The sequence below is a fragment of the Actinomadura chibensis NBRC 106107 genome, assembly GCF_001552135.1.
Lineage (GTDB): Bacteria > Actinomycetota > Actinomycetes > Streptosporangiales > Streptosporangiaceae > Spirillospora > Spirillospora chibensis.
In genome coordinates this window covers 116,101-139,209 of sequence record NZ_BCQP01000037.1, presented here as the reverse complement: position 1 = coordinate 139,209, position 23,109 = coordinate 116,101, and the positions used below count along the sequence as shown (strand labels likewise).

General features: G+C 70.9%; 35 protein-coding genes and 1 tRNA gene. 14 read left to right on the top strand and 22 right to left on the bottom strand.

The window, feature by feature from the left end:
- Positions 1-57 precede the first annotated feature (57 nt).
- Positions 58-639 carry a carboxymuconolactone decarboxylase family protein gene (locus tag ACH01S_RS21855; protein WP_067894185.1) on the bottom strand — a complete coding sequence of 194 codons (582 nt, stop codon included), beginning with the start codon at positions 637-639 and terminating at the stop codon, positions 58-60.
- Entirely contained in the window at positions 629-964 is a 336-nt protein-coding gene (locus tag ACH01S_RS21850) for a hypothetical protein (protein ID WP_067894182.1), read from the bottom strand. The genes ACH01S_RS21855 and ACH01S_RS21850 overlap by 11 nt, the downstream gene beginning before the upstream one ends.
- A gap of 315 nt (positions 965-1,279) precedes the next feature.
- Here ACH01S_RS21850 and ACH01S_RS21845 point away from each other — a divergent pair, with 315 nt between their 5' ends.
- Complete coding sequence (locus ACH01S_RS21845) at positions 1,280-2,182, top strand: hypothetical protein (RefSeq protein ID WP_148344166.1); 903 nt, start codon at positions 1,280-1,282, stop codon at positions 2,180-2,182.
- A 27-nt stretch (positions 2,183-2,209) separates the two neighbouring features.
- Positions 2,210-3,037: a class I SAM-dependent methyltransferase gene (locus ACH01S_RS21840; RefSeq protein WP_246236497.1), complete on the top strand. Its 828-nt coding sequence runs from the start codon at positions 2,210-2,212 to the stop codon at positions 3,035-3,037.
- On the opposite strand, the gene ACH01S_RS21835 is transcribed toward ACH01S_RS21840, so the two are convergent.
- From ACH01S_RS21835 to ACH01S_RS21810, 8 genes are all read right to left on the bottom strand, one after another.
- Entirely contained in the window at positions 3,034-3,444 is a 411-nt protein-coding gene (locus ACH01S_RS21835; RefSeq protein WP_067894172.1) for a RidA family protein, read from the bottom strand. The genes ACH01S_RS21840 and ACH01S_RS21835 overlap by 4 nt on opposite strands.
- Positions 3,445-3,561: 117 nt before the next feature.
- Positions 3,562-4,782 carry a hypothetical protein gene (locus ACH01S_RS21830; RefSeq protein ID WP_067894168.1) on the bottom strand — a complete coding sequence of 407 codons (1,221 nt, stop codon included), beginning with the start codon at positions 4,780-4,782 and terminating at the stop codon, positions 3,562-3,564.
- Positions 4,772-5,275 carry a SigE family RNA polymerase sigma factor gene (locus ACH01S_RS21825; RefSeq protein WP_246236496.1) on the bottom strand — a complete coding sequence of 168 codons (504 nt, stop codon included), beginning with the start codon at positions 5,273-5,275 and terminating at the stop codon, positions 4,772-4,774. Before ACH01S_RS21825 ends, ACH01S_RS21830 begins: the two co-directional genes overlap by 11 nt.
- A gap of 263 nt (positions 5,276-5,538) precedes the next feature.
- The gene (locus ACH01S_RS21820; protein ID WP_067894161.1) at positions 5,539-5,718 is read right to left on the bottom strand and encodes a DUF397 domain-containing protein; all 180 of its coding nucleotides are present in this window, start codon (positions 5,716-5,718) and stop codon (positions 5,539-5,541) included.
- A 127-nt stretch (positions 5,719-5,845) separates the two neighbouring features.
- The gene (locus ACH01S_RS21815) at positions 5,846-6,019 is read right to left on the bottom strand and encodes a DUF397 domain-containing protein (RefSeq protein WP_067894312.1); all 174 of its coding nucleotides are present in this window, start codon (positions 6,017-6,019) and stop codon (positions 5,846-5,848) included.
- Between the two features lie 70 nt (positions 6,020-6,089).
- Positions 6,090-6,257, bottom strand: coding sequence for a DUF397 domain-containing protein (locus tag ACH01S_RS42475; protein WP_306303257.1), 168 nt, complete (start codon positions 6,255-6,257; stop codon positions 6,090-6,092).
- 53 nt (positions 6,258-6,310) lie between these two features.
- Positions 6,311-6,490, bottom strand: a complete 180-nt coding sequence (locus ACH01S_RS42470) for a DUF397 domain-containing protein (protein ID WP_083980968.1) — start codon at positions 6,488-6,490, stop codon at positions 6,311-6,313.
- Positions 6,487-7,302 carry a helix-turn-helix domain-containing protein gene (locus ACH01S_RS21810; protein ID WP_067894159.1) on the bottom strand — a complete coding sequence of 272 codons (816 nt, stop codon included), beginning with the start codon at positions 7,300-7,302 and terminating at the stop codon, positions 6,487-6,489. Before ACH01S_RS21810 ends, ACH01S_RS42470 begins: the two co-directional genes overlap by 4 nt.
- Positions 7,303-7,456: 154 nt before the next feature.
- Here ACH01S_RS21810 and ACH01S_RS21805 point away from each other — a divergent pair, with 154 nt between their 5' ends.
- Genes ACH01S_RS21805 through ACH01S_RS21795 form a run of 3 tightly spaced genes read left to right on the top strand, consistent with a single transcriptional unit; the run spans position 7,457 to position 8,387 of the window.
- Positions 7,457-7,849, top strand: coding sequence for an ATP-binding protein (locus tag ACH01S_RS21805; protein WP_148344165.1), 393 nt, complete (start codon positions 7,457-7,459; stop codon positions 7,847-7,849).
- Positions 7,831-8,202, top strand: a complete 372-nt coding sequence (locus ACH01S_RS21800) for a hypothetical protein (protein WP_148344164.1) — start codon at positions 7,831-7,833, stop codon at positions 8,200-8,202. Before ACH01S_RS21805 ends, ACH01S_RS21800 begins: the two co-directional genes overlap by 19 nt.
- A complete protein-coding gene (locus ACH01S_RS21795; protein ID WP_067894151.1) occupies positions 8,199-8,387 on the top strand; it encodes a hypothetical protein in 189 nt (62 codons plus the stop codon). Before ACH01S_RS21800 ends, ACH01S_RS21795 begins: the two co-directional genes overlap by 4 nt.
- Before the next feature lie 9 nt (positions 8,388-8,396).
- Here the strand turns inward: ACH01S_RS21795 and ACH01S_RS21790 are convergent, their stop codons facing one another.
- Positions 8,397-8,909 (bottom strand): GNAT family N-acetyltransferase, encoded by a 513-nt coding sequence (locus tag ACH01S_RS21790; RefSeq protein ID WP_067894148.1) that lies wholly within the window; start codon positions 8,907-8,909, stop codon positions 8,397-8,399.
- Positions 8,906-9,367, bottom strand: coding sequence for a MarR family winged helix-turn-helix transcriptional regulator (locus ACH01S_RS21785; protein ID WP_148344163.1), 462 nt, complete (start codon positions 9,365-9,367; stop codon positions 8,906-8,908). Before ACH01S_RS21785 ends, ACH01S_RS21790 begins: the two co-directional genes overlap by 4 nt.
- A gap of 84 nt (positions 9,368-9,451) precedes the next feature.
- Here ACH01S_RS21785 and ACH01S_RS21780 point away from each other — a divergent pair, with 84 nt between their 5' ends.
- Positions 9,452-9,835, top strand: a complete 384-nt coding sequence (locus ACH01S_RS21780) for a nuclear transport factor 2 family protein (RefSeq protein ID WP_067894146.1) — start codon at positions 9,452-9,454, stop codon at positions 9,833-9,835.
- Here ACH01S_RS21780 and ACH01S_RS21775 read toward each other — a convergent pair.
- A complete protein-coding gene (locus ACH01S_RS21775; protein WP_067894142.1) occupies positions 9,832-10,620 on the bottom strand; it encodes an SDR family NAD(P)-dependent oxidoreductase in 789 nt (262 codons plus the stop codon). The two genes, ACH01S_RS21780 and ACH01S_RS21775, sit on opposite strands and share 4 nt — an antisense overlap.
- An 84-nt stretch (positions 10,621-10,704) precedes the next feature.
- A complete protein-coding gene (locus ACH01S_RS21770; RefSeq protein ID WP_067894138.1) occupies positions 10,705-11,481 on the bottom strand; it encodes an alpha/beta fold hydrolase in 777 nt (258 codons plus the stop codon).
- A 114-nt stretch (positions 11,482-11,595) separates the two neighbouring features.
- Here ACH01S_RS21770 and ACH01S_RS21765 point away from each other — a divergent pair, with 114 nt between their 5' ends.
- The gene (locus ACH01S_RS21765) at positions 11,596-12,450 is read left to right on the top strand and encodes a helix-turn-helix transcriptional regulator (RefSeq protein WP_067894135.1); all 855 of its coding nucleotides are present in this window, start codon (positions 11,596-11,598) and stop codon (positions 12,448-12,450) included.
- Here ACH01S_RS21765 and ACH01S_RS21760 read toward each other — a convergent pair.
- Positions 12,447-13,565 carry a methyltransferase gene (locus ACH01S_RS21760; RefSeq protein WP_067894132.1) on the bottom strand — a complete coding sequence of 373 codons (1,119 nt, stop codon included), beginning with the start codon at positions 13,563-13,565 and terminating at the stop codon, positions 12,447-12,449. The genes ACH01S_RS21765 and ACH01S_RS21760 overlap by 4 nt on opposite strands.
- A gap of 18 nt (positions 13,566-13,583) precedes the next feature.
- On the opposite strand from ACH01S_RS21760, the gene ACH01S_RS21755 reads away from it, so the two are divergent.
- The gene (locus ACH01S_RS21755; protein ID WP_067894129.1) at positions 13,584-13,952 is read left to right on the top strand and encodes a YrdB family protein; all 369 of its coding nucleotides are present in this window, start codon (positions 13,584-13,586) and stop codon (positions 13,950-13,952) included.
- Positions 13,953-13,968: 16 nt separating this feature from the next.
- On the opposite strand, the gene ACH01S_RS21750 is transcribed toward ACH01S_RS21755, so the two are convergent.
- Positions 13,969-14,331 carry a nuclear transport factor 2 family protein gene (locus ACH01S_RS21750; protein ID WP_067894126.1) on the bottom strand — a complete coding sequence of 121 codons (363 nt, stop codon included), beginning with the start codon at positions 14,329-14,331 and terminating at the stop codon, positions 13,969-13,971.
- Positions 14,332-14,500: 169 nt separating this feature from the next.
- Between ACH01S_RS21750 and ACH01S_RS21745 the strand changes: the two genes are divergently transcribed.
- The 3 genes from ACH01S_RS21745 to dnaN all read left to right on the top strand — a co-directional run bounded on the left by ACH01S_RS21745 (position 14,501) and on the right by dnaN (position 17,776).
- Entirely contained in the window at positions 14,501-15,973 is a 1,473-nt protein-coding gene (locus ACH01S_RS21745) for a DNA-3-methyladenine glycosylase 2 family protein (protein WP_067894302.1), read from the top strand.
- Positions 15,974-15,993: 20 nt separating this feature from the next.
- Positions 15,994-16,503 carry a methylated-DNA--[protein]-cysteine S-methyltransferase gene (locus ACH01S_RS21740; RefSeq protein WP_067894123.1) on the top strand — a complete coding sequence of 170 codons (510 nt, stop codon included), beginning with the start codon at positions 15,994-15,996 and terminating at the stop codon, positions 16,501-16,503.
- 127 nt (positions 16,504-16,630) lie between these two features.
- Positions 16,631-17,776 carry a DNA polymerase III subunit beta gene (dnaN, locus tag ACH01S_RS21735; RefSeq protein WP_067894120.1) on the top strand — a complete coding sequence of 382 codons (1,146 nt, stop codon included), beginning with the start codon at positions 16,631-16,633 and terminating at the stop codon, positions 17,774-17,776.
- A gap of 7 nt (positions 17,777-17,783) precedes the next feature.
- Here the strand turns inward: dnaN and ACH01S_RS21730 are convergent, their stop codons facing one another.
- On the bottom strand, positions 17,784-18,347 hold the full coding sequence (locus tag ACH01S_RS21730; RefSeq protein WP_067894301.1) for a helix-turn-helix domain-containing protein: 564 nt from the start codon (positions 18,345-18,347) through the stop codon (positions 17,784-17,786).
- A gap of 323 nt (positions 18,348-18,670) precedes the next feature.
- On the opposite strand from ACH01S_RS21730, the gene ACH01S_RS21725 reads away from it, so the two are divergent.
- From ACH01S_RS21725 to ACH01S_RS21715, 3 genes are all read left to right on the top strand, one after another.
- A complete protein-coding gene (locus ACH01S_RS21725) occupies positions 18,671-19,078 on the top strand; it encodes an HIT family protein (protein ID WP_067894117.1) in 408 nt (135 codons plus the stop codon).
- A gap of 77 nt (positions 19,079-19,155) precedes the next feature.
- Complete coding sequence (locus ACH01S_RS21720; protein WP_067894114.1) at positions 19,156-19,821, top strand: B3/B4 domain-containing protein; 666 nt, start codon at positions 19,156-19,158, stop codon at positions 19,819-19,821.
- A complete protein-coding gene (locus ACH01S_RS21715) occupies positions 19,821-20,702 on the top strand; it encodes a DMT family transporter (protein WP_067894111.1) in 882 nt (293 codons plus the stop codon). The genes ACH01S_RS21720 and ACH01S_RS21715 overlap by 1 nt, the downstream gene beginning before the upstream one ends.
- Positions 20,703-20,893: 191 nt before the next feature.
- Here ACH01S_RS21715 and ACH01S_RS21710 read toward each other — a convergent pair.
- From ACH01S_RS21710 to ACH01S_RS46100, 5 genes are all read right to left on the bottom strand, one after another.
- Positions 20,894-20,981: transfer RNA gene (locus ACH01S_RS21710), tRNA-Ser, on the bottom strand.
- A gap of 10 nt (positions 20,982-20,991) precedes the next feature.
- Positions 20,992-21,429 (bottom strand): tRNA adenosine(34) deaminase TadA, encoded by a 438-nt coding sequence (tadA, locus tag ACH01S_RS21705; protein WP_067894298.1) that lies wholly within the window; start codon positions 21,427-21,429, stop codon positions 20,992-20,994.
- A gap of 28 nt (positions 21,430-21,457) precedes the next feature.
- Positions 21,458-21,895: a tRNA adenosine deaminase-associated protein gene (locus ACH01S_RS21700; RefSeq protein ID WP_067894109.1), complete on the bottom strand. Its 438-nt coding sequence runs from the start codon at positions 21,893-21,895 to the stop codon at positions 21,458-21,460.
- A gap of 131 nt (positions 21,896-22,026) precedes the next feature.
- Positions 22,027-22,512 carry a tRNA adenosine deaminase-associated protein gene (locus tag ACH01S_RS21695; protein WP_067894295.1) on the bottom strand — a complete coding sequence of 162 codons (486 nt, stop codon included), beginning with the start codon at positions 22,510-22,512 and terminating at the stop codon, positions 22,027-22,029.
- Between the two features lie 171 nt (positions 22,513-22,683).
- Positions 22,684-23,061, bottom strand: a complete 378-nt coding sequence (locus tag ACH01S_RS46100) for a hypothetical protein (RefSeq protein WP_246236494.1) — start codon at positions 23,059-23,061, stop codon at positions 22,684-22,686.
- Positions 23,062-23,109 lie beyond the last annotated feature (48 nt).

Sequence of the window (23,109 nt, the reverse complement as noted above, 5' to 3'; positions counted from 1 at the left end):
AACCCGCCCCGCCGCGAGTTGCGCAACACGCCGACCCGCCTGACGCGCCGACGCCGCTCAGCGGTAGCCGCGCTTGAGCAGATATTTGGCCCCGGCCGCGAACCCTTCCCGGGTGAGCATTTGGAAGCCGAACACGTCGGCGAGCCGGTCGGTGGTGTTGAAGGCGGCGCAGACCGCCAGCGCGTCCTTGACCTGCCGGGGCGAGGCACCGGCGGCGAGCACCCGGCGCATGTCCTCGGCGCCGATGTCGCCCTCCCGGGTCAGCTTTCCGAGCATTCGCAGCGTCGCCCGCAGCGGTTCCGAAACGGGAGCCGTTTCGAGGTCGGTCAGAACGGCCGTGACGCGCGACTCGTCCCGGTAGGCGCGCGCCGCGGTCGCGGTGTGCGCGCCGACGCAGAACGCGGAATCGTTCACCGTGGACACATAGGCCGCCATCAGTTCCCGGTCGCCCACCGACCACTCGGACGGTCCGCGCATCGCCCGATGCGTGAATTCCTTGGCCCGCGCCCCGTAGAAGTCGGGCCGGTAGAAGACCAGTTTGGCGGCGTCCGGCATCGGCCGCCCGGAGAACAGCCGGACGACCGCGAACAGCGCCTTGGTCCCGGGACGGTAGCCGTGGTTCAGAATGTCAAGTCGCATGGCCCGGCCCTTCCGGCGCGGTCGCTTCGGCCAGCGCGGCCAACCCGGCGTCGTACAGGCGGGCGGAATGGCCGACGGCGGCGCAGACCACCAACTCGAAAATCTGGTCCTCGGTGCAGCCCGCCGCCGCCTTCGCCGCGGCGAGATCCGCCTCGGTGACCTCCGCGGGCCGGTCGACGACTTTGCCGATCAGCGCGTCCAGGGGCGGCGAAAGCCCGTCATTGCCGAACGCGCGCGCCCGCTGCGCCGCCGATGCCCGGCCTTCGCCGCCCAGCACGCGATTCACCAGCGCCTGGTGCGCCGCTCGCGTCTCGTCCTCCGGCATAGCGCCCTCCTCGGCGACTGGATACCCGCGTATAGGACGTTCAGCCGACCGCCGAACGTGACACGTCCGATGAATGCCGAGGTCACGGTCCGGTGTGACACATTCGCGGCCATTGGCGCTGGCTTATATGTAGGTCACGGACACCCCGCCGTGACCCGCGTCATGGGCGGCCTTGAGGCATCCCATGGCCCGGCCCCGCTCTCCCGCCGCCGTGGAGGGCGGGGCCCCAACATTCACCCGCCCGGCGTTATCGGTTTGGGCGAGGCATCGCGCCTTGGTGTCAAGGGCGTCCGCGTGGGCCGGGAAATTGGGCCCTTGGCGCTTCCGGCGGACGGTGAGACGCTCACCGCCGATCGGATTCCGAGAACGGGTCCGGTGACGGTGCCTTCCGAACAGGAGACCGGTTTGCTGTCTCGACGCTCCCCCGCCCTCGCGTCCGCCGCGCTTGTCGCGGCCGTCGCCACCGCCCTTCCCGCCACGGCCGCCGAGCGCGGTCTCCCTGATCTGCGCATGGTGCAGGACGGCGGGGCGGTCTCGCCCTACGAAGCCCGGACGGGACGCTGCCCCGAGGGCATGCGGCCCGTCGGCGGCGGATTCGATCTCGCCAAGGGACACAGCGTGGCCGCCACCGTTCCCGTCGCCGGGGAAGGCTGGCAGGTCAAGGCCCGTTCCGACACCGGCGCCACCGGCACCTTCGACATGACCTGGTACGCCATGTGTGCCACTCCGCCGCCCGGTTACGAGATCGTCAAAAGGACGGAGACGGCGGTGCCGAATGGCCAGGCCCGCTCGGTTACCTGTCCGACCGGTAAGGACATGGTGGCCACCGGGGCCGAAGCCAAAGGGCCCGGTGCCGAGCTGAACGCCAGCTATATCTTCTTCGCGAACTCAGCCCAGGTCTATTACTCCGTCGCCAGCGGCACCAGCCACAGCGCCGACACCGTCGACCTGGACGTATACGCCGTGTGCACCGACCACGACCCCACCGTCTGGAGCACGAGGCTAGGCGAGGGTGACTTCGACAACGGCGACGGACCCACGCGGACCTGCCCGGACGGCGGAAAGGTGGTCAGCGGCGGGTTCAACCTCGCGACGACCACCAGCCATGTGACGAGCAGCAGGCCCCGCGCGACCGGCGACGGCGACTGGAAATTCACCGGCGCCGATCCGAATCGCGCCCAGTACTACCTGATCAGCGGCCTGGTCTGCGCCGAGTGACCCACTGCGGCGCGGCGGGATGGCATTGTGGTCGGCGCGGGTGGCGAGCGTCGCGAAGGGACCTCGGTGCGGAATTCAGCGAGCGAACACGGCCCCGGCCCCATGGGTTACGAAGCCGAACTGCGGCGGCACAATGAAGTGCTGCGCCGGGCGTGCGGGGTCCAGGCGGGCGAACACATCCTCGACATCGGTTGCGGGGCCGGGGAGACGACCCGGCAGGCCGCGCGCGACGCGCGGACCGGCAGCGCGCTCGGGGTGGACGTCTCCGCCCGCGCCATTGAGCGCGCCCGCGCACTCGCCCAAGCCGAAGGGTTGGGCAATGTCGCCTTCGAGTGCGCCGACGCGCAGTCCCACCGCTTTCCGCGGGGCCGCTTCGACCTGGTGACCAGCAGGTTCGGGACGATGTTCTTCGCCGACCCCGTCGCCGCGTTCACCAATATCGGGCGGGCACTGCGCCCGTCCGGACGCCTGGTGATGATGGTCTGGCAGTCCCGTGAACGCAACGAATGGGACATGGCCATTCGCCGGGCACTCGAAACCGCCGGAAAGACCGACGCGGGCCCGGATCCGTTCTCCCTTGCCGACCCGCCCACCGTGAAGCGGATTCTGAAGGCCGCAGGGTTCACCGGCGTCAACTTCACCAATGTCCGCGAGCCGGTGTACTACGGGCCGGACGTGGACGCCGCGCTCGCCTGGGTCCGCGGCTTCACCTGCACCAGCGAGGTGCTCGGGCAGGTGGACGCCACCGCCGCGACCCAGGCGATCGGACGTCTCCGCGAAATGCTCGCCGCGCATTCGACGGACGACGGCGTCTGGTTCGACTCCCGCGCCTGGATCGTTACCGCCGGGGTCTAGGAATCGAGGACTGCGGCGGTGGCCTCGATCTCCACCAGTTGATCTTCGTAGCCGAGAACGGTGACGCCCGACAAAGTGCTGGGGACATCGTGATCGCCGAAGGCGGCCCGGACCACCTTCCAGGCGGTCCCCAGGTCTTTCTGCCTGGTGGACGCGACCAGCACCCTGGTGTAGACGACATCGTCCAAAGACGCACCGGCGTCCGCCAGGGCGGTCTTCAAATTCTCGACGGCCTTCGCCGCCTGACCCGCATAGTCCCCGACCGCCACCGTGGTTCCGTCCTCGTCCAGGGGACACGCCCCGGCGAGGAAGATCAGGCGGGACCCGGGCGCGGCCGAGGCGGCGTAGGCGTACTGGGCGACGTCGGACAGCGAGGACGAGCGGATCAACGTGACGGCGCGGTTCATGGACGCTCCCTTCGAATCGGCTTGGAACGTTCGATAATGCCAAGGAGTCCTTTGTACCGCGCGGCCCGACCAGCGGGTTGACCGCCGAACCGTCGCGGTCCCGCGCGCGTCCCGCCGTCAGGTGATCTTCGAGAAGTCGATCAGGGTCGTTCCGGCCTTGTTGTGGATGAAGCGCTGTGGGTCGCGGTCGTTCCGCGCTCGTCCGAGGGCCTCGTTGAACCGCTGTATCCCGGTGTCGATCAGCTTGCCGGTCCGCAGGTCGTACAGGACGTGGGTCCGCGTCCTGAGCCCATCGGGGAAGAAGGGGACGAACCGCTCGTAGATGATGCCCAGGGCCGGTGCACCGGGCATGTCGGTCGGGAACGTCCTGCCCGCCTTTCCGTCCCTGCGCTGCATGGAGATGGTCCTGTTCCAGGGGTTGTCGCCGACGCACCAGGTCACCGCGCACGACCATGTCCCCCTGAGCGGTGTGAGGCGGGCCTTGCGGTGCTCCCCCGTCCGGAGGTTCCACAGTGAGCGGTGTGTGACGTCCTGCTCCTTGTTCCCGTCGAAGGCGGGCGAGCCGATCCAGGGCCAGGAGACGATCTCGTAACCGGCGGTGCCGGGGACGCGGGTGGGCGCGCCGCCCGCCAGGGGCGCCTTGTGGATGCCGTCGCTCATGCCCCAGACGATGGTGCCGCCGTCGATGAGCAGCGTGGAGACCGACGCCCCCGGCAACCCGACGATCTTGTGCGCGGCGCCGCCCGCGACCGGCGCGCCCCAGATCTCGACCGTGTCGCGGCCGTGCGCGCGGTACGACAGCCACCAGATCACCTGGCCCTGCCCGATGGCGAAGTCGGACGCGAAGATCTTCGAGCCGGGCGGGACCACGATGTCGGTGATCACCCGAGCCTGGTGGGCGGCGAGATCGTAGGACCACAGCTTGTCCGGCTTCTGCAGGGAGGCCGTTGTCGCGCCCACCAGCGTGTCGCCGTCCAGCAGGGCCACGGGTTCCAGAACGCGCCCGTTGGGCAGCTCGCTCGGAACGGTTCGGACGGCATCCGGCCACCGTTCGCGCAGTTTTACCGGCGTCCCGAGACCGGCGAGCGACATCGGCTTGAGGGCGTCTGCCGTGGTGGCGGCGGGCGGCGCGTCCTCGCCGGACCGCAGCAGCGCGCCGACCGCGCCGGTCCCGCCGAGGACGACCGCGACCGCGGCGGCGGCCGCCGACGTCCGGATGCGGCGGCGCCTGCGGCGCGCCGACTCCACCCGGTCGAGCAGGCCCGCCTCGACGTCGGGGGCCTGTCGCGCCGCGGTCGTGAGCGTGGCGCGCAGCGCCCGGTCCAGGTCATCGGTCATGGTGCCCTCCCGCCGTGGACGCGGCGGCCGGACGCCAGTCCGCGCGTAGTTTGCCGAGCGCGCGGGCGGCCTGGCTGCGGACCGTCCCGCGCGAGATGCCGAGCGTCCTCGCGATCTCCTCGTCGGGGAGGTCCTCGTAGTAGCGCAGGACCAGCACGGCGCGCTGGCGTCGCGGCAGCGTGGTCAGGGCCTCCCACAGGCGCGGGTCGTGCTCGGCCCGTTCCAGGCCGCGGTCGTCGTAGCGCTCTTCCGGGACGCTGCCGACCAGGCGTTCGCGTCGTCGCCGACGCCACATGCTGATGTGCTGGCGGGCCATGATCGTCCGGACGTAGCCCTCGGGGTCGTGCTTGTTCACGACCCGGCTCCAGGCGGCGCTAAGCCTGATCAGGGCTTCTTGCAGCAGGTCCGCCGCGTCGTCGGGGTTGCCGGTGAGCACATAGCCGTAACGGAGCAACGCCTGCGCGCGGGTGGTCACGAATTCCTCGTAGGTCACGCCGTCGTGGTCCAAAGGCCGTCCCTTCCATTGACCCCAGGACGCATGGACCGCCGAAACTGTTGCACGCTCCGAGGAACTCGACGCCACACCCGGCGCTGAACAAGGGACGACCGCGTCACCCCGCGTGAACGCTCACGTGGCAGAACCACGACGCAGGAGAAGCCACGCAACGTCCCGGCGTCCAGCCCGACATGCCCCGGCGAAGCACGGAGCCGTTGTGCCAGTCCGGGACGCCGGGACCCGACAGGGTTCGCGACCTGTCAGCGCTTGAGGCCGTTGATCAGTTCCCGGAGACCGTCACGGTTGATCAGGAGGTGGGGGCCGTAGGGGTTCTTGGAGTCGCGGATGCCGATGTTCTCCGACAGCCGGGCGAGTTCCACGCAATGACCGCCGTCGTTGCCGGAATGGCGTGACTTTCTCCACGTGGGCCTGAACTTCATGGCGTTCAGCCCCTCTACTGTTAGGCCGCGTTCTCACCAAGCAACAGACCGGCGCTGGCTGTTGACGCCAGGCCGTTTTGTGCGCTGCCCTCAGACCTAGCCCATTGCGGGCCAGGGTTGGTGGCGGTTAACGCTTGAGGTTTGTGAGCAGGGTTTGGAAAGTGGCGGGGGTGATGTGGAGTTGGGGGCCGTGGGGGTCTTTGGAGTCGCGGAAGGCGATGGTCTCGGGGAGGCGGCCGACCTCCACGCACTCACTCCCGGCCTGTGTTCCGCTGTGACTGCTCTTGCGCCACGTCGTCATCATTGAATCCCTCCGAAGCTTTGACGAGGCCCTCAGCCCTGGCCCCGTGTGGGCGGGGGGTTGGGCGCGGCTAGCGCTTGAGGTTTGTGATCAAGGTGTGGAGGGTGTTGCGCGTTATGCGTAGGTGAGGGCCATCCGGGTCCTTGGAGTCGCGGACGCCCACGACTCCGCCGAGGTCGGCCAGTTCGATGCAGTTGTCTCCCTGTGAACTGCTGTAGCTGCTCTTACGCCATGTCATTTTCGTCATGGTGATCCTTCGCCCTGGCCCGAACAGGTCAGGGCTGGGGAGGCTTAGTGTTTGAGGTTCGCGATTAGGTTACGGAAAGTTGTGGGTGTGATGTGGAGCTCGGGACCATATGGGTCCTTGGAGTCGCGAATGCCGACGGCCTTGCCGAGGTCGGCCAGTTCAACGCAGGCCCCTCCATTGCTGCTGCTGTAGCTGCTCTTCCGCCAAACGGGACGCGAAGTCATGGCTTCCACGCCTCCTCCGCAATTTCTCGGATCAAAGCTACCGACATGCTTGCCGGGAGCGCGTACGTGCTGATGTCAGTGAATCGCCGGTTCAGCTTCTCGAGGTCGGATCGGCTGTCCCTCATGATGCCATGCGGTTCGCCCTCGGTGTATGCCGCTTGCTCGCCACTGGGCAGGGTGGCAATCATGAACGCTCCCGAGTTGCCGGGGTGGGGTTCACCATCTGGAATGACCTGCACGCTAACGCTTGGTGACACGGCGTCGGCGAGGTGGAGAAGCTGCTCGCGCATCACCTCCGCGGAACCAGTGCGCGACCGGAGGACTCGTTCAGGCAGGACGTATACCACGCGAGGCGGCGGAGGCTCCTCGCGGAGAAGGATGGCCTGACGCTCCAATCGGCCCGCGACCTTGGCTTGGTCACCGTAGAGCAGTATCTCCGCAATGGACGGTGTCTGGAGCAGGCCCGTTACGACGATGGGCTCGTAGATACGGAGGACCTCCGCCTGCAGCTCCACGTCCGGCCAGTCCTCAAACCACTTCGGGAAGGCGGCGGAGCGGCCGTCGAAGAGGCCGTCGTGGAGGTGGGCGAGGGCCTCGCGGGTGTCGAGGACGCGGTCGCACTCCTCGGCGAAGACGCGGTCGCAGCCCGTCTCGCCGCGCTCGACCTCGCCGATGGTGGACGCGGCGAACGGGATCTTGTCGGCGAGCTGGGCGAGGGACAGTTCGGCGAGCTGCCGGTAGCGCCGGACCTCGGATCCGAACAAGTCCAGCGGGCCGCTGGAGGGGGTCAAGCGCTTCGGGCGTTGCGGCATGTCGACTCCTCCGACCGAGTGGTCACCGAACGATGAACGGCAATGAACGCAGTGTCGCGATTATGTGCGCGACCACGGGTTTTGTCTCTCTCGGAATCCTGTCGCAGAGGACGCTGGGGAACAGGTGATCGAAGACTTCCCCGAGGTGATTCTTATGTCTCCTGCGGTGCTGGCCCCTGAGGCCCCGACGCTCGTCCTGGAACCGGACGGACGGGCGGCGGGGCGGGCGCGGCGGTTTGTGGCGGCGCGGTTCGCGGAGTGGGGGATCGCGGACGACTATGTCGGCCGGCTCGTGGTGAGCGAGCTGGTCACCAACGCCTTTGTGCACGGGGAGGGGCCGATCATCGTGCGCCTTTTCGTGGACGGGCGCGACGGGCTCCCGGTGGTGGAGGTGTGGGACGGCGGCGCGCGATTGCCGGTCGTTCCGCCGGAGAACCACGCCACGACGTCCGGCCGGGGGCTGCTGCTGGTGTCGGAACTGGTGCGGGCGTGGGGCGTCCGTCCGCTGGACGAAGGAGGGAAGGTCACGTGGGCGAAACTGCACTGATCCGCCATCGGGTGCGCCGGGCCGTCCAGTACCGGTATCTGGAATGGCGCACGCTGCGGCACCCGGACATCGCCATGGCCCGTCTGGACGCGCTCGCCCCGTTCCTCGAACGGCGCGGATGGCGGTGCGTGAAGACCTATGAGCCGGACGTGGTCCCGGTCCGGGTTCCGCTGCTGCGCGTTTACGGCGCCGATATCGCCGTGACGTTGTGCGTGCTCGCGGTCCCGCGCGGCGGCTGGAGCTATTACGAGGCGGCGCGCGGGCGGGGCGGCTGGTTCTGCCCGTGCGGGGACGCCGAATGGGCGGCCGGGACCGTGGACGAATTCCTCCGGGAGCGGTCGTCCGCCCGATGAACGAGGCCGTCGCGCTGTTGCTCGTCCAGCATCTCTTTCCCGGTTGGCTGATCACCCGGGACGCGCGCGGGAACTGGTGGGCGGCCTTTTCGTCCGACGATCTCGACGGATTGCTGGCGGTGCTGTCCGCCGCCGATCCCGACGCGGCGCGGCGGGCCGTCCACCTGCTGACGGAGGGCGGCTGACCTGGGACGTCAGGCGGGGCGCTCGTAGACGAGTTCGCGGCCGTCGATCTCGTCCCACTGCTCGCCGACGTGGGCGAAGCCGTGGCCCGCGATCGTCGCGAGGGACGCCTTGTTGTCCGGGCTGATCGTCGCGCGGACGGTCGTCACGGACGGCTCGGACGCGGCCCTTTCGAGCATCGCGGCGAGCATCGCGCGGGCGTGGCCGCGGCGGCGGTGCGCGGGATCGACGGAGTAGGAGACCTCGACCATTCCGTGCTCGTCGGGCTTGCTTTGAAAGCCCGCGTATCCGACGACGTCGCCGTCGGGCTCCGAAACGGCGGCGCGGACGATCCAGGGAGCGATTCCGGGGTCGCGTTCGAGCTGCTCCAGGCGGAGCCGCCAAAGGAATTCGGCCTCGTCGGTGAGGAAATAGTCGGTGAGGGTCACTCCGGCGGCGGCGCTCGCGGCGGCGAGGTCGCCTTCAAGGAGGGCCGCCATCGCGGCGCGGGGAATCTCGACGAAGCGAAGGCCGGTGGACGTCATAGGCGACTCCTTTTCGCGTGGTGGTCGGCCAGCCGGGCCAGCAGGGCCGTGAGCTGGGCGCGTTCGGACGGGTCGAGCGGCGCCAGAAGCTCGTCCTGGATTCCGGCGAGGACGTCGTCCAGCCGGGCGAGCTGGCGGGCGCCGTCCGGGGTGAGGGTGATGATGTTGCGCCGCCTGTCGGACGGGTCGGGCGCCCGCTCGACCAGCTCCTTCGCGGCGAGCTCGTTCAGCGCGGCGACCACGTCGCTGCGGTCGATGCCCGTGTGGCGGCCCAGCGCGGCCTGGCTGGACGGCCCGTACTCGTCGAGCGCGGCGAGCAGCCGGTAGTGGTACCCGCGCGCTCCGGCGGCGGCGAAACCGTCCCCGACCAGGCGATGGCTGTGCACGGACACCATGTTGATCAGCCAGCTCGCGGCGTTCTTGAGGCGCGCGGGCTGCTGCGCGTCGGCCGTCATCATGCGGATCAGTGTACGGGGTTGTTGGTTGAGCCAACGGTTTGTATTGTTGGGCCTACCAATGTTGGCTCAACCAATGGAGTTGTGATGAACGACCGTGAAGAGCTGTCCGCGCTGGTCAGCCGCCTGGGGCTCTGGCTGGACGAGCACGCCCCCGACACCGGACGCGCCCTCTTCAGCGAGGACGCGGAGGCGCACACCGCGGGCGGGGTCGCCAAGGGCGTCGATGCCCTGATCGCGCAGGCCCAGAAGAACCACACGGTGCCGACGCAGCACTTCATCACGAACAAGCTCGTCGAACTGGACGGCGACCAGGCCGTCATCCGGGCGAACCTGCTCGTCGTCTTCGCCAACGAGGACGGGCCGCGCCTGCTGGGCGAGCGCTACGAGATCGGCGCCGTCCGGGCGGTGGACGGCTGGCGGATCTCGCGCGTCCAGATCCGCCCGGTGTGGGAGGTCGCCAACGCCTAGGGGGCCGTGAGTTCCTCGGAGAGGGCGCGGAGCCGCGCGCGGGCGGCCGGGTCGTACGCCTGGTCGTCGGCGCGGGACTCCCGGAGGCCGTTGAAGAAACGTCCTGACACGTCGTCCAGCGCTGGGTCGGTCACAAGGCGGTGGGTCGCGCGGACACCCTCCTCCAGGGTGCTTATCGGCGACGGCACCATTTTCGTCGGCATGTAGGTGGCCGGGTGCAGCGCGTTGGCCGTGACGCCCGTCCCGGCCAGCTCCTCCGCCAGGTCGAAGGTGAAAAAGACCTGTGCGAGCTTGCTCTGGCAGTAGGCGCGTATCCCGCTGTAGCCGTGCTGGAGCATGACGTCGTCGAAGTCGATGGCCTGCTGACCCAGGCTGCTCACGTTCACTATGCGCGCTGGGGCCGAGCTTATGAGGGTCGGCAGGAGAAGCCGGGTGAGCAGGTATCCGGACAGGTAGTTCACCTGGAACGTCAGTTCGTGTCCGTCCGCGCTTTCTCGCCGTGGCCCGTCTGCGCCGATGCCAGCGTTGTTGACCAACACGTCCAGGCGCGGGTGGTCGGCCTTGACCGCCTCTGCCAGCGCGCGTGTCTCGTCCAGGGACGACAGGTCCGCGCGGTACCAGGACGCACGGCCGCCGATCTCGTGCAAGGTCGCCTTGCCGCGCTGGTCGTCCCGTCCGTGGACGAGGACCGTCGCGCCCTGGGAGGCGAGTTCGGCGGCCAGTGCGCGGCCCAGTCCGTCCGTCGCACCGGTGATGAGGATGGTCTGCTCTTCGATGGGACGCATATCGTCCATCGTGCTCGGCGCGCGCGCACGGTAACCAGGGTGCGCCCACCCTGGTATCCCGACTACCCGGCTCGTCCGGTCCGGCTAGGGGCGGGCCAGGAAGTCCTGGACGAGTTTCACGAATTCGTCGGGTCGTTCAAACATCGCGACGTGCCCGGTGTCGAGTTCGGCGTACTCGCTGCCCGCGATGAGCTTGGACAGTTCGCGGTGGTTCTCGACGGGGATCGTCAGGTCGCGTGTGCAGCCGATGGCGAGCGTGGGTGCCTCTATGCGCGACAGCAGCGAACGGACATCGACCCGTCGGACCAGGTCGAGTTGGCGTAGGCGCCTGTCGTTGGGCTGCATGAAGCCGTGCGATTGCTCGGCGGCCTCGTTGCCTATCTCGTTCAGGTGGGGGCGGGCGAAGGACGTGACCGTCCCGAGGCGTCCGAACCCTTCGGGGGAGTCGGCGATGCTCAGCCACAAGGCCATCAACTGCTGGATGTACACGTCGTCCGCGTGGGCCCAACCGGCGGCGACGACGAGACGGCGGACGAGGTCCGGGCGGAGCGCGGCAACGGCGGCGGCCGTGGGCGCGCCGAGCGAGAAGCCGACGACGTCGGCCGGGCCCGTCCCGGCGTCCTCGATCACGGCGGCGACCTGCCCGGCGAGGGTCTCGACCGTGAGCGGCGCGCCGTCGTCGGACGCCGAGTCGCTCCCGGAGAGATCGGGAAGGTGCACGGTGTTGCGGCCGGTGAGACGGTCGAGGATCCCGTCCCACATGAGCGAGCCGGGGCCCACGCCGTGGACGAGCACGACCGGCGGGCCGGAGCCCTCGGTGCGGTAGGAGATACGGGCCTTGCCAACGGTGATTTCAGCCATGTCCCCAACGCTGCCCGCGCCGGACCGCGATGAGGAGCGGACCGCCTTGGCTAGGACAACCGGTCCCAGGCTGCGCCCGGTCCGAGCCGCCGCGGATCACCGATGATTGGACGCATGGACATGGACCGCCGCGAACTGGCCGACTTCCTCCGCCGTTCCCGGGAGCGGCTGCGTCCGCGCGAGGTCGGCCTCACGGCGGGCCCCCGGCGGCGTACGCCGGGCCTGCGCCGGGAGGAGGTGGCGCAGCTCGCGGGCATGTCGGCGGACTACTACATGCGGCTTGAGCAGGCCCGGAGCCCGCAGCCCTCGACGCAGTTGCTGCGTTCGCTCGCCCGCGCGCTGCGGCTGACGGAGGACGAGCGCGACCACCTCTACGTCCTCGCCGGGCACCGTCCGCCCGCCGGGCCGTTCGCGGGGGAGCACGTCCGGCCTGGCCTGCTCTACCTGCTCGACCGGCTGCACGACACGCCCGCCCAGATCATCGGGGATCTCGGGGACGTGCTGGCGCAGAACTCGATGTCCGAATTCCTTTTCGGCTGTGTCTGCACGGTCGAGCCCGGCGACCGGAACATCGTGTGGCGATGGTTCACCGACCCGTTCGTCCGGGAGGCGTACCCGGAGGAGGAGCACGAGCACCACAGCCGCATGCATGTCGCCGACCTCCGCGCCGCGGTGGCGCGGCGCGGATCGGACGCGGTGGCGTCCGCGCTGGTCGGACGGCTGCGCGAGGCCAGCGAGGAGTTCGCGCGGCTGTGGGAGCGGCACGAGGTCGCGGTGCGGCGCAGCAGCCGCATGAAGGTGCTGCACCCGGAGATCGGCGCGATGGAGTTCGACGCGGAGACCTTGCTGACTCCGGCCGAGGACCAGCGGCTCGTCGTGTTCACGCCGCCGCCCGGCAGCCCCGCCGTCGAGGCGCTCGAACTGCTCGGCGTGATCGGCGCCGAGACCGTCCACCGGAGCCACGCCTAGGGGACCAGCCGCCACAGGGTCGTCGTCTCGGCGGCACGTGCCGAGTGGAGCGGGTCGTCCGGGTCGGTCGCGCGGGGGTGGCGCGGCTTGGCGTCGAGCGTGCCCGCGACCCTCAGGCCGGACTCGTCGAACAGGGCGAGGAGGTCGTCCCGGGTGCGCAGACCCAGGTGCTCGGCCAGGTCGGACATGATGAGCCAGCCCTCGCCGCCCGGTTCGAGGTGGCGCGGGAGGCCGGACAGGAAACCGCGGAGCATCCGCCCGCCCGCGTCGTAGACGGCGTGTTCGAGGGGCGAGGCGGGCTTGCCCGGGAGCCAGGGCGGATTGCAGACGACCAGGCCCGCCTTGCCTTCGGGGAACAGGTCTGCTTGGACGACATCGACCCGCACTTGCAAGCGATCGACGTTCTCTCGGGCGCAGGCAAGCGCGCGCGGGTCGTTGTCGGTCGCGACTACTCGGTCGATACCGCGACGGGCCAGGACGGCGGCGAGTACGCCTGTGCCCGTCCCAATGTCGAAGGCCGTGGTGGTAGGCGGGATCGGCGCTTCGTTCACCAGGTCTACGTATTCGCCCCTGACCGGTGAGAAGACCCCATGGTGCGGGTGGATCCGGTCGCCGCCCAGGGCTGGGATCGGCACCCCTTTCCTCCGCCATTCGTGCGCGCCGATGAGGCCGAGCAGTTCGCGGAGGGACGTCACGTAGGGGTGGTCGTCCGGGCCGTACACCTCGGCGCAGGCTTCCTGGACGTCCGGGGCCCGGCGCAGGGGAATGGTGTGGCCCGGGTCGAACGGAATGAGCAGCATGCCCAGCGTCCGCGCGCGCTGGGCTCGTGCCTGCCGGAACAGATGAAATGCCTGTGCCCCGGAGGGTTCCGGCTTTCCCCTCTTGCGCTTGGGCGGACGGTCGATCCGGCGCGCCATCGCGGTGAGGAGCTGGCGCGCGTTCTGGAAGTCGCCCCGCCACAGCAGGGCGGTGCCCTCGCAGGCCAGCCGGTAGGCGTCGTCGGCGCGGGTCTGGTCGTCGGCGACCACGACGCGGCGGGGCGGCGGGGCGCCGCCTTCCGACCGCCAGCGGACGCTCCGGTCCCGGCCGCCCTCCCGCCAGGAGATCTCGTCCACACCGAGTACCGTATCCGCGTGCGTCTACCTGGGCCATTGCATGCCGCGAACGAGGCGCTGGCCTTCCTGCTGGAGGTCGTGGCCATCGTCGCCCTCGCCTGGTGGGGGTTCTCCACTGGCGGGAACGTGGTGGCCGACGTCGTCCTCGGGGTCGGGGCACCGGTCGCCGCGATTCTGCTGTGGGGTTCGTTCGCCGCACCCAAGGCCCGCTACAAGGTCGCGTTGCCGTTCGTGCTTATGGTCAAGGCCGTGGTGTTCGGCGCGGGAGCCCTTGCGCTGTACGGGGTTGACCGTCCCGGCTGGGCGGTCGCCTTCGCGGTGGTCGCATTCGTGAACACCGCTTTGGCGACCGCCGACCGGGAGGCTCATTTCCGCGCCGAACGCTAAGCGGACCCCATTCGCGCTACGCGGGGACCTTGTCGAGAAAGCCGTGGACGCGGTCGAAACGGCCCTCGTCGTCGAACACCGCCACATCGAAGCCGACCACGATCGCCTCGCCGCCCTCCGGGCCGAGCTCCCAGGTGAAGCGGGCCACGTTGTGGTGGGCGTCCACGTCGCCCGCCGGACGGAACACGAGCCCGGGGAACTGCTGCTGCGCGGCGCCGACGAACGCGTCGATCGCGGCGCGGCCCTCGGCGACGCCGAGCGGGTCGACGTAGACGGCCGTGTCCGTCCACAGGTCGTCGATCGCGGCGCGGCGGGCCGCCGGGTCCTTCTCGTTCCAGATCGCCAGGTAGCGGGCCACTCGCTGCTGGACGTCGCTCATTTGATGACTCCTCGTCTTATCGTCCGGGATCGTCGGTTCGTCCCCGGTGACCCCTACGCTGCCAACCCGGCGGCGGAAGATCGATTACCTGAGAGGTCATCGCGCCGGTTGAAGATGATGTCGGATTCCGGCTAGTGGACGTGCCTGACCATCGTCGATGCTGGAAGACATGCATGAGGACGCGGAAAGGTGCGTGCGGGCCGTCCAGGCGAAGGACGCCCGCTTCGACGGATGGTTCTTCACCGGCGTCGTCACCACGGGGATCTACTGCCGCCCCAGCTGCCCGGTCGTCGCCCCCAAGCCGGAGAACATGCGGTTCTACCCGAGCGCGGCCGCGGCGCAGCAGGCGGGGTTCCGCGCCTGCAAGCGGTGCCGTCCCGACACCACGCCCGGCTCACCGGAATGGAACCATCGCGCGGATGTCGTCGCCCGCGCCATGCGGCTGATAGCCGACGGCGTGGTCGACCGTGAGGGTGTCCCCGGTCTCGCCGGACGACTCGGGTACAGCACCCGCCAGATCGAACGGCAGCTCAACGCCGAACTGGGCGCGGGCCCACTCGCCTTGGCCCGGGCCCAGCGCGCCCAGACGGCGCGTCTTCTCATCGAAACGACCACCCTTCCGATGGGGGACGTCGCATTCGCGGCGGGCTTCGCGAGTATCCGGGCCTTCAACGAGACCGTCCGCGAGGTGTTCGCCCTAACGCCGAGCGGGTTGCGCGACCGCGTAGCCAAGGGGCACCCACCCGCCGGTTCCGGCGCACTGTCACTGCGTCTGCCCTTCCGGGCCCCGCTCTGCCCCGACAACCTCTTCGGGCACCTCGCGGCCACCGCCGTACCCGGCGTGGAGGAATGGCGGGACGGCGCCTACAGGCGCGCCCTGCGCCTACCCCACGGACATGGGATCGCCACCCTTCGCCCCCATCCGGACCACGTCGCCTGCACGCTGACGTTGAGCGACCTCCGCGACCTCACTATCGCCATCAGCCGGTGCCGCTGGATGCTCGACCTGGACGCCGACCCCATCGCCGTGGACGACCAGCTCCGCACCGACCCCGTTCTCGCTCCCCTGGTGGACAAGGCCCCAGGGCGGCGCGTCCCGCGAACCGTCGACGCACCCGAATTCGCCGTCCGCGCGGTACTGGGCCAGCAGGTCTCGACGGCCGCCGCCCGCACCCATGCGGGACGGCTCGTCACCGCCTACGGCGACCCCATCACCGACCCCGGCGGAGGGCTGACGCACCTGTTCCCGACCCCCTCCGCCCTGGCGGAACTCAACCCGGAGGACCTGGCGTTCCCGCAGACCAGGCGCACCACCCTGACGACCCTTGTCGACGCACTAGCGAGCGGTGAGATCGACCTCGGTGTGGGGAGCGACTGGGACGAGGCCCGCACGCGCCTTTCGGCCCTCCCCGGCATAGGACCCTGGACGATCGAGACGATCGCGATGCGCGCCCTGGGGGATCCCGACGCGTTCACCCCCACCGACCTCGGGATCAGGGCCGCCGCCAAGTCGCTCGACCTTCCCGCTACACCGGCCGCCCTCACCCGTCACGCCGCCCAGTGGCGACCGTGGCGCGCCTATGCCGTCCAATACCTGTGGGCGACCGGTGACCACGCCATCAACCTGCTTCCCGCATCCTGATTAAGGGAGGATTCCCGTTCATGGAACCGACGCGTGTCGTCCTGGACAGTCCTGTAGGAGACCTCACCTTGGTCGCCGTAGACGGCGGTCTGGCCGGGTTGTACATGGAGGTGCAGCGGCACCGTCCACCCGAGGAGTCGCTGGGCGTACCGGGCGATCCGGAGGACGAGCCCTTCGCGTCCGCCGCCGAACAGCTCTCCGCGTACTTCGCCGGTGACCTGACCGAGTTCGACCTACCGCTCAACCTCCAGGGGACGCCTTTCCAGCAGCGTGTGTGGACCGCGCTCCAGCAGATCCCCTACGGCGAGACCACCACCTACGGGCAGCTCGCCGCCGAGTTGGGGAAGCCGTCCGCGTCGCGGGCGGTCGGGCTTGCCAACGGGCGCAACCCGATCAGCGTGATCGTCCCGTGCCACCGGGTCGTCGGGGCCAACGGCGACCTCACCGGATACGGCGGCGGCCTCGACCGCAAGCGCTACCTCCTCGACTTCGAGCGCAAGACCAGGACCACCGTCGAGCCCCTCTTCTGACGGCGCGTCGGCGGGCGTCCGCGGCCCGTCTGACCTGGGCGTCCGCTGAACTGTCGGTGGCCGGGGATACCGTGCGTGTCACGGCCGGTACCCCGGCCGGCACCGCCGTCGCGGAAAGGCTGATCACGTGGAGTTCCGAGTCGACCGGCAGACGCTCGCCGACGCCGTCGCGTGGGCGGCGCGGACGCTCCCGTCGCGTCCGGCCCTGCCCGTCCTCGCGGGCATGCTCATCGAGGTCACCGACCAGGGCGAGCTGACCCTCGCCGGGTTCGACTACGAGGTGTCGGCGCGCGCCCGCGAGGACGCCGACGTCGCCGAGCCGGGGCGCGCCCTCGTCCCCGGGCGGCTGCTCGCCGACATCGTGCGCAACCTCCCGCCGCACCCGGTGGAGGTCGCCACGAAGGGCTCGGAGGTCGTCGTCCGGTGCGGCCCGGCCGAGTTCGGCCTGCTCACCCTGCCCGTCGAGGACTACCCCACCCTCCCCGAGCCGCCCGCCGTCGCCGGGACGATCCCCGGCGACCTGTTCGCCACCGCCGTCGCCCAGGTCACCCCCGCCGCCGGGCGCGACGACACCCTCCCCATGCTCACCGGCGTCCGGATCGACATCGACGGCGACACGATGTGGCTCGCCTGCACCGACCGCTACCGCATCGCCGCCCGCGAGCTGACCTGGTCCCCCGCCGAGGACGGTTTCACCGCGGGCGTCGTCGTCCCCGCCCGCACCCTCGCCGACACCGCCAAGGCGATCAGGCGCGACGCCGATGTCACGATCTCGCTCGGCGGCGCGGGCGACACCCTGATCGGCGTGTCCGGCGGCAACCGCAGCATGACCAGCCGCCTCCTCGACGACCAGTACATCAACTACCGGTCGCGGCTCACCGGGACGTGGACGTCGGTGGCCGAGGTCCGGGTCGCGCCGTTCGTCGAGACGATCAAGCGCGCGGCCCTCGTCACCGAGCGCGGCACCCCCGTCCGGCTCGCGTTCACCGCCGACGAGCTGCGCGTCAGCGCCGCGACCGGCGACTCCGCCCGCGCCAACGAGAGCCTTCCCGTGCGGCTCAGCGGCGACGACATCGACATCGCCTTCGCGCCCCAGTACCTGCTGGACGGCCTCGCCGGAATCGACACCGAGTTCGCCCGCCTCGAATGCGCGGGCCCCACCAAGGCCGCGCTCCTCACCGGCATCCCCGACAAGAAGGACGACGAAGACGCCCCACCCGAAAGCGACACGGGGTTCCGCTACCTCGCCATGCCCGTCCGGCTGACGTCCTGACCTTCGCTCACAGATCGAGGACGGCCAGGATGAACCGCACCTCGCCCTTACCCGCGTTGCCGTACGAGTGGGGACGGTCGCCGACGAACACGGCCGCCGCCCCCTCCTCGACCAGGTCCGTCCGCCCGTCGACGCCGAGCGTCAGCGTGCCCTCCTGCACGTACACGATTTCCTTGGTGCCGGGCACGTGCGCGTCGCTCTCCCGCGTCTCCCCCGGCCGCAGCACCCACCGCCACAGCTCCAGCGACGGCCGCGGATCGGACCCGGCGAGCAGCGTCCCCGTCCCGCCCTCAGTGCCCTCCCACAGGACCACGTGCCGCTCCGGCCGGAACATCCGCACCGGCGGCTCCTCCTCCACCTGCACGAGCCGCGTCAGCGGGACGCCGAGCGCGTCCGAGATCCGGATGAGCGTCCCGAGGTTCGGATTGCCGCGCCCCTGCTCCAGCCCGACCAGGACGCCCTTGCTGACCCCGGCGCGTCCGGCCAGCTCGTCCAGGCTCCACCCGTGCCCGGCCCGCAACGCCCGCACGGTCCGCGCCACGGCCTCCCCGATCGCCCCCTGCCCACTCAACCGCGCCACCTCACTCCACCCCAAAGCCCGCCCCCGACCACCCCCAGTCTTACGCATCCCCCACCCACCCCGCCCGACAGCACGGTCAGCGCGGTCGCCACGGTCGGCGCGGTCGCCACGGGCGGCACGGGTGGCGCGGGTGGCGCGGTCGCCACCGGCGGCGTGGTCGCCACGGTCGGCATGGTCGCCACGGGCGGCACGGGTGGCGCGGTCGCCACCGGCGGCGTGGTCGGTGTGGTCGGCACAGGCGGCGTGGTCGGCGCGGGTGGCGTGGGCGGCGTGGGCGGCGTGGGCGGCGTGGGGGTGGTGTTGAGAATGGCGGTGTGGATGACTGCACCTTCTGCGGAATCGTCGCTGGGACGCTGCCCTCGTACCAGGTGGCCGCGGACGAGCATGCCGTGGCGTTTCTCGACATCGCGCCCGCGAACCCCGGGCACACGCTCGTCGTGCCGCGTGCGCACGCCGCCGACATCTGGGAGATCACCGACGCCGATCACGTCCATGTCGCTCGGCTGGTCCGCCGGGTCGCCGCCCTGCTGGAGGCGAGGCTCGGGCCGGACGGTCTGAACGTCGTCCACTCCAGCGGCGAGGCGGCGGGGCAGGAGGTCTTCCATTTCCATGTCCACCTCGTCCCGCGCTGGAACGGGGACGACGTGCGTCCGATGTGGGATCCCGCCGTGGCCTCGCCGGAGGAACTGACCCAGGTGCGTCGGCGGCTCACCGGATCCTGAGTCGGCGACCATCCCCACCCGGTCGGTATGATGGTATTTCGATATCATTAAAGTGACCGTGGTTGGAGGGTGCAGGGATGCTGGACCGGGTCGTGGTCGACGAGGCCGTCCGGGAGTTGCGGCCCGACTTCGCCGTGCTCGCCGTCGTCGCCGAAGGGCTCGTGAACGGGCCGAGCGATCAGGTGTCGGAGGGCTGGCTGGCGGACGCCGCCGGGCAGGCCGACCCGGACGACCCGCACGTCGAGGCGTGGCGGGAGGCGTACCGGGCGTTCGGCGCGAAGCCGAAGCGGACCCGTCCCTCGGTGGACGCGCTGCTCCGCCGCGCCGACGCGCTCCCGTCCGTCAACCGGGTCGTGGACGCCTACAACGCCGTCAGCGTCGAGTACGCCCTGCCGATCGGCGGCGAGGACCTCGACGCCTACCGCGGCGCGGCCCGCCTGGTCAGGGCCACCGGCGAGGAGCCGTTCGACGTGATCGCGGCCGGTGCGCCCGCCGTGGAGCACCCGGACCCGGGCGAGGTCGTCTGGCGCGACGACGCGGGCGTCACCTGCCGCCGCTGGAACTGGCGGCAGTGCGTCAGGACGCGCCTCACCGAGACCACCAAGAACGGGTTCTTCCTGCTCGAACGCCTTGAGCCGTACCCGATCGACCGGCTGTACGAGGCGGGCGACAAGCTCGCGGAAAGGCTCCGCGCCATCGCGCCGGACGTCCGGGTCGAGACCCGGCTGATCGGCGGGCGGTGATGGTCACCGCCCTGGCGCTGAGCGCGGCCCTCGCCTACGGGGTGGCCGACTTCCTCGGCGGCGCCGTCGCCCGGAAGTCGACCACGTTGAAGGCGCTGACCTGGTGCGTCCCGGGCGGGCTCGTGGTCGTGCTCGTGCTCGCGCTGCTCGCCGCCGGGGACCCCGCGCCCGGCCCCATGGCCTGCGGGTTCGCGGGCGGCCTCTTCGGCGGGACGGGCCTGATCGCCTTCTACCGCGCCCTCGCCCGCGGGCCGATGAGCGTGGTGGCCCCGGTGTCCGCGCTGGCCGCCGCCGTCCTGCCGGTGGGGGTCGGGGTCATGCGGGGGGAGCGGCTGGACATGTCCGTCCTGCTCGGGGTGCTGCTGTGCCTCGTCGCGATCGGGCTGGTCAGCATGGAGGCCGAGAAGGGCGGGCTGGACGGCGACACCGCGGCGCCCGCCTCGTGGCGCCCGCTCGACTCCGGGCCGCTGATGGCGGGCCTGTCCGGTGCCTGCTTCGGGATCTTCTACGTGCTGCTGAAGACCGCCGGGGACGGCGCCGGGCTCTGGCCGATCGTCGGCGCCCGGGTGGGCACGCTGTCCATCGTCGCGGTGGCGCTGGCGGCCGTCGTGCTGCGCGGCTCCGGGCTCGGCCCGCGCATGCCCGGCCGGACGATGGTCGCGCTGGCGCTGCTGTCCGGCGTCCTCGACGCGGGCGCGAACGCGCTGTACTTCCTCGCCGCGCACCGGGGGATGCTCAGCCTCGCCGCCGTCCTGACGTCGCTCTACCCGGCGATCACGGTGCTGCTGGCCCGGATCGCCTACAGCGAACGCCTGCGCGCCGTCCAACGAGTGGGCATGGCCATCGCCGTCGCGGGCGTCGCCCTCGTCACAGTCGGCTGACCCTCCAAGTCGGCACCACCACGGTCGCCTGACTTTCCGAGTCGGCACCACCGCGGTCGGCCGACCCTCCGGGGCGGCCCCGCCATCACGGTCGCCTGGCCTCTGAGTCGGCCCACGGTCGCCTGGCCCGCTGAGTTGCTCGGGGGAGATGGAGAAGGCCGCAGCCCCTTGGGGGGTGCGGCCTTTTCTGGTGGCGGTGGTGGTGGGATTCGAACCCACGGAAGGTTGCCCTTCACACGCTTTCGAGGCGTGCGCCCTCGTCCACTAGGCGACACCACCGCGGGAGAGCCTACCGGACGCGGCGGCGCGCGAAGAACTCGGTTAGGAGCGCGCCGCACTCGTCCGCCAGCACTTCGGCGACGACTTCGGGACGGTGGTTGAGCCGCCGATCCCGGACGACGTCCCACAGCGACCCCACCGCGCCCGCCTTCGGGTCGACCGCGCCGTAGACGAGGCGTCCGAGCCGCGCCTGGACGCAGGCCCCGGCGCACATCGTGCACGGCTCCAGCGTGACGACCAGCGTGCATCCGGCCAGCCGCCACGTCCCGAGCGCCCGAGCGGCCGCCCGCATCGCGATGATCTCCGCGTGCGCGGTCGGGTCGCCGCCGCGCTCCCGGTCGTTGTGCCCGGCGCCGACGATCTCGCCGGACGCGTCCAGGACGACGGCCCCGACCGGCACCTCCCCGGCGTCCAGCGCCTTCCGCGCCTCGCCGAGCGCCGACCGCATCACCCCCGCGAGCCCCTCCACCACGGGGTCAGTCACGGAGGCGGTCGAATTCTTCGCCGAAGCCCGCCTGTTCGGCCACGGCCAGCAGGGCGTCGCCGGGGAGCGCGCGTTCGCCGAGGTCGCTGACGCGCTCGGCGGCCAGGCCGAGGTCGTCGAGGAGGCCGGGGTCGCCACCCGGGTCGCCGTCCGGGATCTCGCCGACGAGCTGCTGGAACAGGGACCCGAGCCCGTCCTCGCGGACGGTGGAGACGTAGGCGCGCGGCTCGTCCTCGCCGTCCAGCCGGACGATCGCGAACCAGTCGTCGTCGGCCTCGGCGAGCAGCACCACCGGGTCGCCGTAGGACTCGACGGCCGCCTCCCGCATCAGGTCGGCGACGTCGTCGGCGTGCTCGGCCTCGGCGAGCACGGCCTCGGCGCCGACCCAGCCCTGCGGGGTCCGCGCGAACACGGCGGCGAAATAGGACACGTGCCAATTGTGACCCAACGGGTACCGGAGACACACCCCTGACCCCCGCGACCAGGGCACGGCCGCCGGGAAACCGTCCTCGCGTCCGGATCGGGGGGACGATTCGGAGGCGCCCCCGCCGCGGACGCGCGTCAGGCGATGGCGTCCATAGCGCGCTCGAAGGCGGGGGCGAAGCCGATGCGGCCCGCGATGCTGAGGAGCATCTCGTCCGGGTACAGCTCCAGGTCGCCGGAGATGGCGCCGAGCTCCATCTCGTCCAGGCCCAGGTCCGCGAAGATGGACATGTCGCCGACCGGGAGGACCTGGTCGAGCTCCTCGTCCTCGGGGATCGGGATGTCCAGGTAGTCGAGGACCTGCCCGGCGAGCGGCCAGTCGACGGAGGCCGTGACGTCCGAGAGGAACACCATCACCTCGTCGCCGAGCAGGCGGATCGCGACGAAGAAGTCGTCGCCGACCGAGACCAGCCCGACCGTCCCGCCCAGGCTCGGCTGCTGGCGCAGGGCGTGGATCAGCCCCGCGAGGTCCTCGGTCAGCGCCACCGGGAGGATCTCGGCCTCCCAGCCCTCGTCTTCCCGGTACACCACGACGGCGAAGTCCGTCGCGTCGACATCCGTCATCTCCACCCCACCGGCACGTTTCCTGCCAGGGCATGGTCGCAGATGCGGCGCGCGCTCGTACGCCCCACCGTCAAACTGGGCGCCGCACCGGCGCGTGAGGCGGGGAGTCAGCGCCACGAACCGGTGCCCAGTCGTACGAATCCACCGTTCCCGGAACCGCCCTCACCGGCGTCAGTTGATGCGGAACGTGCGGCGGCGGAGCGCGGCGTGGATCCGCGCGCGGCGCGACCGGTGCGGGGTCACCCGGCGGCGCAGTTCGCGGGCCTCCGCCAGCTCGCGCAGGAAGATCGCCCGGCGGCGGAGCCGTTCGCGGACCTCCTCGGGAGTGATCTCGCGGACCTCCTCCGGGGCGATGTCGCCCTGCGGGCCCGGACGCGTCGAGACGGCGGGGGCGGGAGCGGAGTCGCCGGCGGGGAGGGCGGTCTCATCGCAGGCAGCGGCGGGGGCGGAGGCGGAGGCCGGCGTGGGCGCCGCGGCCGCGGGCGGGTCGGGCGCGGACTCGCGGGCCCGCGCCGCCCCTTCCGGCCGCTGATCGCTTTCGCTGTTCATACCGCCATACTGCCCAGCTCAGCGGCGTCCTATCCTATTTCGCCGGGC